Genomic DNA, 5207 nt, shown 5'->3' with positions numbered 1-5207 from the left:
CCCGCCGCAGCGCCACCGCCGACGAGTGGTCCGGCGACGCCCCCGCCCTCAACGTGGTCTGCGTCGAATGCCGGGGCGCGGAGGGCTATTCCACCGCGCCGGGCCTGCCCGACGACGCGTTCGAGCACGACGGGCAGATCTCCAAGCGCCCGATCCGGCTCGCCGCGGTGTGCGCGCTCGCGCCCCGACCGGGGCAGTTGCTGTGGGACGTCGGCGCCGGCGCCGGTTCGGTGGGGATCGAATGGGCCCGTACCGATCCGCGCTGCCGCGCCGTCGCGATCGAGCGCGACGAGGGGCGTGCGGAGCGGATCGTGCGCAACGCCGCGCGGCTCGGCGTCCCGTCGGTCGCGGTGGTGCGCGGCCCCGCCCCGGCGGCGCTCGACGGCCTCGACACCCCCGACGCCGTCTTCGTCGGCGGCGGCGGATCGATTCCCGGTGTGCTCGAAAAGTGCTGGGAGGAACTGCGTCCGGGAGGACGGCTGGTCGCGCACGCGGTGACGCTCGAGACCGAGGCGACGCTGGTGCAGTGGTGGAAGACCCACGGCGGGGAGCTGACCCGGCTGACCGTGGAGCAGGCCGCACCCCTCGGCGGGTTCAGCGGCTGGCAGGCGCTGCGCCCGGTGGTGCAGTGGCAGGTGACGAAAGGCGAGAAATGACAGTGCACTTCGTGGGATCCGGGCCGGGTGCGGCCGACCTGCTGACGCTGCGGGCGGCGCGGCTGCTGAGCGAGGCACCGGTGGTGCTCTACGCCGGCACCTACCTCGACGCCGAGGTGCTCGCGCACTGCCGGCCCGACACGGAACTCGTCGACACCCAGCACCTGGACCTCGACGAGATCACCGCGCACCTGGTGGACGCGCACCGGCGCGGCCTCGACGTCGTCCGGTTGTGTTCCGGTGACCCGTCGCTGTATTCGGCCCTGACCGAGCAGACGCGCCGGCTCGACGCGGCCGGGGTGCCCTGGGACGTGACCCCCGGCGTGCCGGCCTACGCGGCCGCCGCCGCGACCCTCGGCGCGGAGCTGACCGTGCCCGAACTGGTGCAGACCGTGGTCCTCACCCGTACCCGGGCACGATCCACGGCGATGCCCGACACCGAGTCCCTGGCGCGCGTCGCGGGACTGCGCGCCAGCCTGGTGCTACACCTGGCGATCACCCGCATCCGCGCCCTCGCCGAGGAACTGAGCGGCGAGTACGGCGCCGACTGCCCGGCCGCGGTGGTGGCGTTCGCGTCCCGCCCGAACGAGCTGGTGCTGCGCGGCACCCTCGCCGACATCGCCGACCGGGCCGAGGCGGCGGGACTGAAGCACACCGCGGTGATCGTCGTCGGCCGGGCCCTGGGCGTGCGGGCGCAGCCGGACGTCGCGTGCTCGCATCTCTACGACCCGGCGCGGGATCGCACGGAATTCACGCGCTGACCCGGAATCCGCGCCCGCCGCGGTGGGCGCGGATTCCGGTGTACCGCACGGATGTCAGGAATCGGAGCGCACCGACCGCGCCGTCCACACCGCGCCGGCGTCGGTGACCGTGGTCCCGGACGATCCCACGATGAGCAGGCACTTCATGTCGATCGTGGCCGGGTCGAGCTTCTCGAGCGTGGTCACCTCGAGCGACTCGCCGGGGCGGCCGACGTCGCGGCCGACCACGACGACGGTGTCGGCCGGCCGGTGCCGCAGCAGCACGGCCTGGGCCTGCGCGACCTGCGTGGTCCGCGACCGCGACGCCGGGTTGTACAGACCCAGCACCAGGTCCGCCTGCGCGACGGCCGCGAGCCGCCGCTCGATCACCTCCCACGGCTTGAGCCGGTCGGACAGGCTCATCACGGCGAAGTCCCCGCCGATCGGGGCGCCCGCCCGCGCGGCCACCGCCTGGATCGCCGACACCCCGGGTAGCACGCGCACCGGCAGCTCGGCGAACCGCGGATCCTGCGCGGCCTCGAACACGGCCGACGCCATCCCGAACACCCCGGCGTCGCCGCCCGAGACGACGGCCACCCGTTCCCCGGACAGCGCCAGCTCGAGCGCGAACCGGGCCCGGTCCACCTCGACGGTGTTCCCGCTCGCGTGCCGCCGCTGGCCCGGGCGGACCGGCACGCGGTCGACGTAGGGCCCGTAGCCGACGATGTGGTCGGCGGATGCCAGCGCGGCGGCGGCCTCGGGGGTGAGCCACTTCTCATCCGCGGGGCCGAGACCGACGACGAGGAGCTCCCGGGCAGCGACCGCCTCGGGAGCATCGGCGACGACGGGCCGGGACCGGTCGGTGATATTCCGGTTGCGCGGCGCCCGGTCGCCGGGGGTGAGGATCACCGAGAAGTACGGCACCGCGTCGGCGTCGACCTCGGCGACGGGGACGATGCGCTGCCCGCCCATCGACGCGCGCTCGACGTACACCGCGTCGTCGAGCCGGCCCGCCTGGGCGAGCGCGCTGCGGACCGCGGGGAAGGTACGGCCCAGCTTCATGATCGCGGCGCCGTCCGTGTCGGCGAGACGGCGCGCCAGCTCCGGCTCGGGCAGCGTGCCGGGCAGCACCGTGAGCACGTCGGTGCGCCGCACCAGCGGTTCCGCCGCGGCCGCGGCGGCCGCGGACACCGACGTCACGCCCGGAACCACCTCGGTCGCATAGCGATCCGCGAGCCGGTCGTGCAGATACATGTAGGAGCCGTAGAACAGCGGATCGCCCTCGCACAGCACGACGACGGTGCGGCCGGCGTCGAGGTGGGCGGCCAGGCGCGCCGCGCACTCGTCGTAGAAGTCGGCGATGGCGCCGTCGTAGCCGCCGGGATGGTCGGTGGTGCCGGTGGTGACCGGGTAGATCAACGCCTCCTCGATCACCCCCTCCCGGATCAGCTCGGCCGCAATGCCCCTCGCGATGGAGCGGCCGTGGGTGCCCGAGTGGTAGGCGATCACGTCGGCCTGCTCGATCAGCCGCGCCGCCTTGCGGGTGATCAGCTCGGGATCGCCGGGGCCGAGCCCCACGCCGTAGAACCGTCCGGTGTCGTTCACTCCGCCTCCTGGGCCAGGGCATTGATCGCGGACGACGCCATCGCCGAACCCCCGCGGCGTCCCCGCACCACCAGGTAGGGGAGCTGCAGCGGATGCGCGGCGAGCGCCTCCTTGGACTCGGCGGCGCCGATGAACCCGACCGGCACCCCGACGATCGCGGCGGGCCGGGGGCCGCCGGCGTCGATCAGCTCGAGCAGGTGGAACAGCGCGGTGGGGGCGTTGCCGATCGCGACGACCGCGCCGTCGAGCCGGTCCTCCCACAGCGAGACCGCCGCGGCCGAGCGGGTGGTGCCCCACGCCGCCGCGAGGTCCGGCACCCGCGGATCGCGCAGAAGGCACAGCACCTCGTTGTCCGCGGGTAGCCGCGTGCGCGTCACCCCGGACGCGACCATGTGGGCGTCGGTGAGGATCGGCGCGCCCGCCCGCAGCGCCCCGCGCGCCGCCGACACCAGGTCCGGATGGATCGCGAGGTCGCGGGTCAGGTCGGTCTGGCCGCACGCGTGCACCATCCGCACCGCCACCTTCTCGGCGTCGGCGGGGATCGCGGACAGGTCCGTCTCGGCACGGATCGTCGCGAACGACCGGACGTAGATGTCGGCGCCGTCGGTGACGTAGTCGTAGCGCCGGGGTGGGGGAGTGGGCGTCATGGGCGGGTCCTCGCGAACAGGAGGGTATGTGGGAAATTCGGGGCGCCACAGGATCGTTCGCATCCCACGACGTGGAGGTGCCCGGCCGGGGGCGCGCCGGCGACGGCACGCCGGGCCGCGGAACGGGTGTCGCCCTCGGCGAGGCTACACCCCGGCGCGCCGGCGCACGCGGTGGTGCGGGTCCACGGCGACGCACCGTCGAGCACGAACCCGGCGTCGCGCAGCGGCTGCGGATCGGGTTCGCCGGCGAGGACGAGGCCGCGCCACGGCGTGACGATCACCTCCGACTCGGGCAGCGCCGCCACCATCGCCGGCGAGAGGATGCCCAGCGGGACCAGCGCCGAGACCGCTCCCGGCAGGGGGCCGTACGGCATCGTGTACCGGGCGGCCGGCGGCAGCGGCGCGCCGCCCCCGAGCTCGGCCCCCGCCTCGGGCAGCTGGTGCACGTGCCAGCGGGTGCCGCGCACCGCCGCGAACCGTCGCGCCAGGTCGATCAGCGTGTCGACGACCCGGTCGGCCGGGACCACCGGACCGCAGAGCCGGCCGATCGCGATCTCGAACGACCCCGAGTCGGCGGCCACCGCGGCGAGGTCGCAGCGCAGGGCCGCGACGTCGCCGCGACCGTCGTCGAGGCCGAACAGGAACCGGCCCGGCAGCTGCGCGAGCACGGGTTCGGCGCACAGGGCGGCGTCGAGCGCGCCGATCAGCGGACGGAGGTCGGCGCGTCCTCCGACGATCCCGGACAGCGGCGAGGCGACGACGTTGCGGACCCGTTCGTGCGACGGTGCCGGCAGGAACCCGGCCGCCGCCACCGCGTCGACGAGGCCGGCCGGCACACCGCCGCACTCGTCCACCGTGACGCCCCTGAGCTGCAGGTTTCCGCGCGAGGTGAGGTGGATATCGCCGTCCGCGAAGGCGGTCGACGCCGCCGACAGCGCCCGCAGTCCACCGTCCGGGAGCCTGCCGCCGGGCGCGCGCAGCCGCACCAGCGCGCCGTCGGCGGCGAGGTGGGGGCGCAGCAGACCGGGGCACCGGTCCGGGGGAAGGTCGGCCATGGGGGCACATGGTTGCACACGACGAGGAAGCGGTGCGTTACGCTCCACCTGCCGTGGTGCTCGGGAAGCCGGTGTGAGACCGGCGCGGCCCTCGCCACTGTGAGCGGGTAGGTGCTCGCCCTCGTCCGGACCGGTCCGCCGGTCCGGAGACCACTGGACGGAAGTCCGGGAAGGTCGGCGCGGCAGCGATGATCCGTCAGCCAGGAGACCGGCCACGGCGCGGGAAGTCCACGAGGGTTTGGAGACTGAACATGGCTGATTTCGTGCTGCGCAGGGGCGATCGGGAACTGCGCGGGGCCCGGTCGTGACGCGGCTCGCGCTGCTGTCCACGTCGGACACCGACCTGCTGTCGGCGCTGAGCTCGGACGCCGAGTACGCGCTGGGCAACCCGTCGCGCCTCGACGTCGAGACCGAGCTTCCCCGCCTCCTCGACGGCGCCGACCTGGTGATCGTCCGCATCCTGGGCTCCGTCCGGTCCTGGCAGAACGGTATCGACGCGGTCCT

At 74.6% G+C, this 5207-nt stretch carries 6 protein-coding genes and 1 riboswitch; of the genes, 3 read left to right on the top strand and 3 right to left on the bottom strand.

Annotation, left to right across the window (positions count from 1 at the left end; all coding sequences use genetic code 11):
* Window positions 1-656: precorrin-6Y C5,15-methyltransferase (decarboxylating) subunit CbiT (cbiT, locus tag CQZ88_RS31360; protein ID WP_258008674.1), on the top strand; the 656-nt coding region annotated here is incomplete at its 5' end.
* The gene (locus CQZ88_RS18980) at window positions 653-1417 is read left to right on the top strand and encodes a cobalt-precorrin-4/precorrin-4 C(11)-methyltransferase (RefSeq protein WP_006945407.1); all 765 of its coding nucleotides are present in this window, start codon (window positions 653-655) and stop codon (window positions 1415-1417) included. The genes cbiT and CQZ88_RS18980, both read left to right, overlap by 4 nt.
* A 54-nt stretch (window positions 1418-1471) precedes the next feature.
* On the opposite strand, the gene CQZ88_RS18975 is transcribed toward CQZ88_RS18980, so the two are convergent.
* Genes CQZ88_RS18975 through CQZ88_RS18965 form a run of 3 tightly spaced genes read right to left on the bottom strand, consistent with a single transcriptional unit; the run spans window position 1472 to window position 4703 of the window.
* Complete coding sequence (locus tag CQZ88_RS18975) at window positions 1472-3001, bottom strand: precorrin-2 C(20)-methyltransferase (protein WP_029545397.1); 1530 nt, start codon at window positions 2999-3001, stop codon at window positions 1472-1474.
* Window positions 2998-3648, bottom strand: coding sequence for a precorrin-8X methylmutase (locus CQZ88_RS18970; protein WP_006945411.1), 651 nt, complete (start codon window positions 3646-3648; stop codon window positions 2998-3000). The genes CQZ88_RS18975 and CQZ88_RS18970 overlap by 4 nt, the downstream gene beginning before the upstream one ends.
* Window positions 3645-4703 carry a cobalamin biosynthesis protein CobG gene (locus CQZ88_RS18965; protein ID WP_065922249.1) on the bottom strand — a complete coding sequence of 353 codons (1059 nt, stop codon included), beginning with the start codon at window positions 4701-4703 and terminating at the stop codon, window positions 3645-3647. Before CQZ88_RS18965 ends, CQZ88_RS18970 begins: the two co-directional genes overlap by 4 nt.
* Before the next feature lie 37 nt (window positions 4704-4740).
* Window positions 4741-4935: riboswitch (cobalamin riboswitch) on the top strand.
* A gap of 72 nt (window positions 4936-5007) precedes the next feature.
* Here CQZ88_RS18965 and CQZ88_RS31355 point away from each other — a divergent pair.
* Window positions 5008-5207, top strand: a 200-nt coding sequence (locus tag CQZ88_RS31355) for a hypothetical protein (RefSeq protein WP_258008673.1), incomplete at its 3' end; no start/stop codon positions are given.

The organism is Rhodococcus sp. ENV425, from assembly GCF_002887785.1.
GTDB lineage: Bacteria > Actinomycetota > Actinomycetes > Mycobacteriales > Mycobacteriaceae > Rhodococcus > Rhodococcus aetherivorans.
Note: the sequence above shows the minus strand (reverse complement) of the source record. Positions and strands in the feature narration are given on the sequence as shown.

Bases quoted from the DNA above. Each gene is read 5' to 3' on its own strand.
- CQZ88_RS18980 (WP_006945407.1), top strand. From the start codon at position 653: ATGACAGTGCACTTCGTGGGATCCGGGCCGGGTGCGGCCGACCTGCTG.
- CQZ88_RS18970 (WP_006945411.1), bottom strand. From the start codon at position 3,648: ATGACGCCCACTCCCCCACCCCGGCGCTACGACTACGTCACCGACGGC.
- CQZ88_RS18965 (WP_065922249.1), bottom strand. From the start codon at position 4,703: ATGGCCGACCTTCCCCCGGACCGGTGCCCCGGTCTGCTGCGCCCCCAC.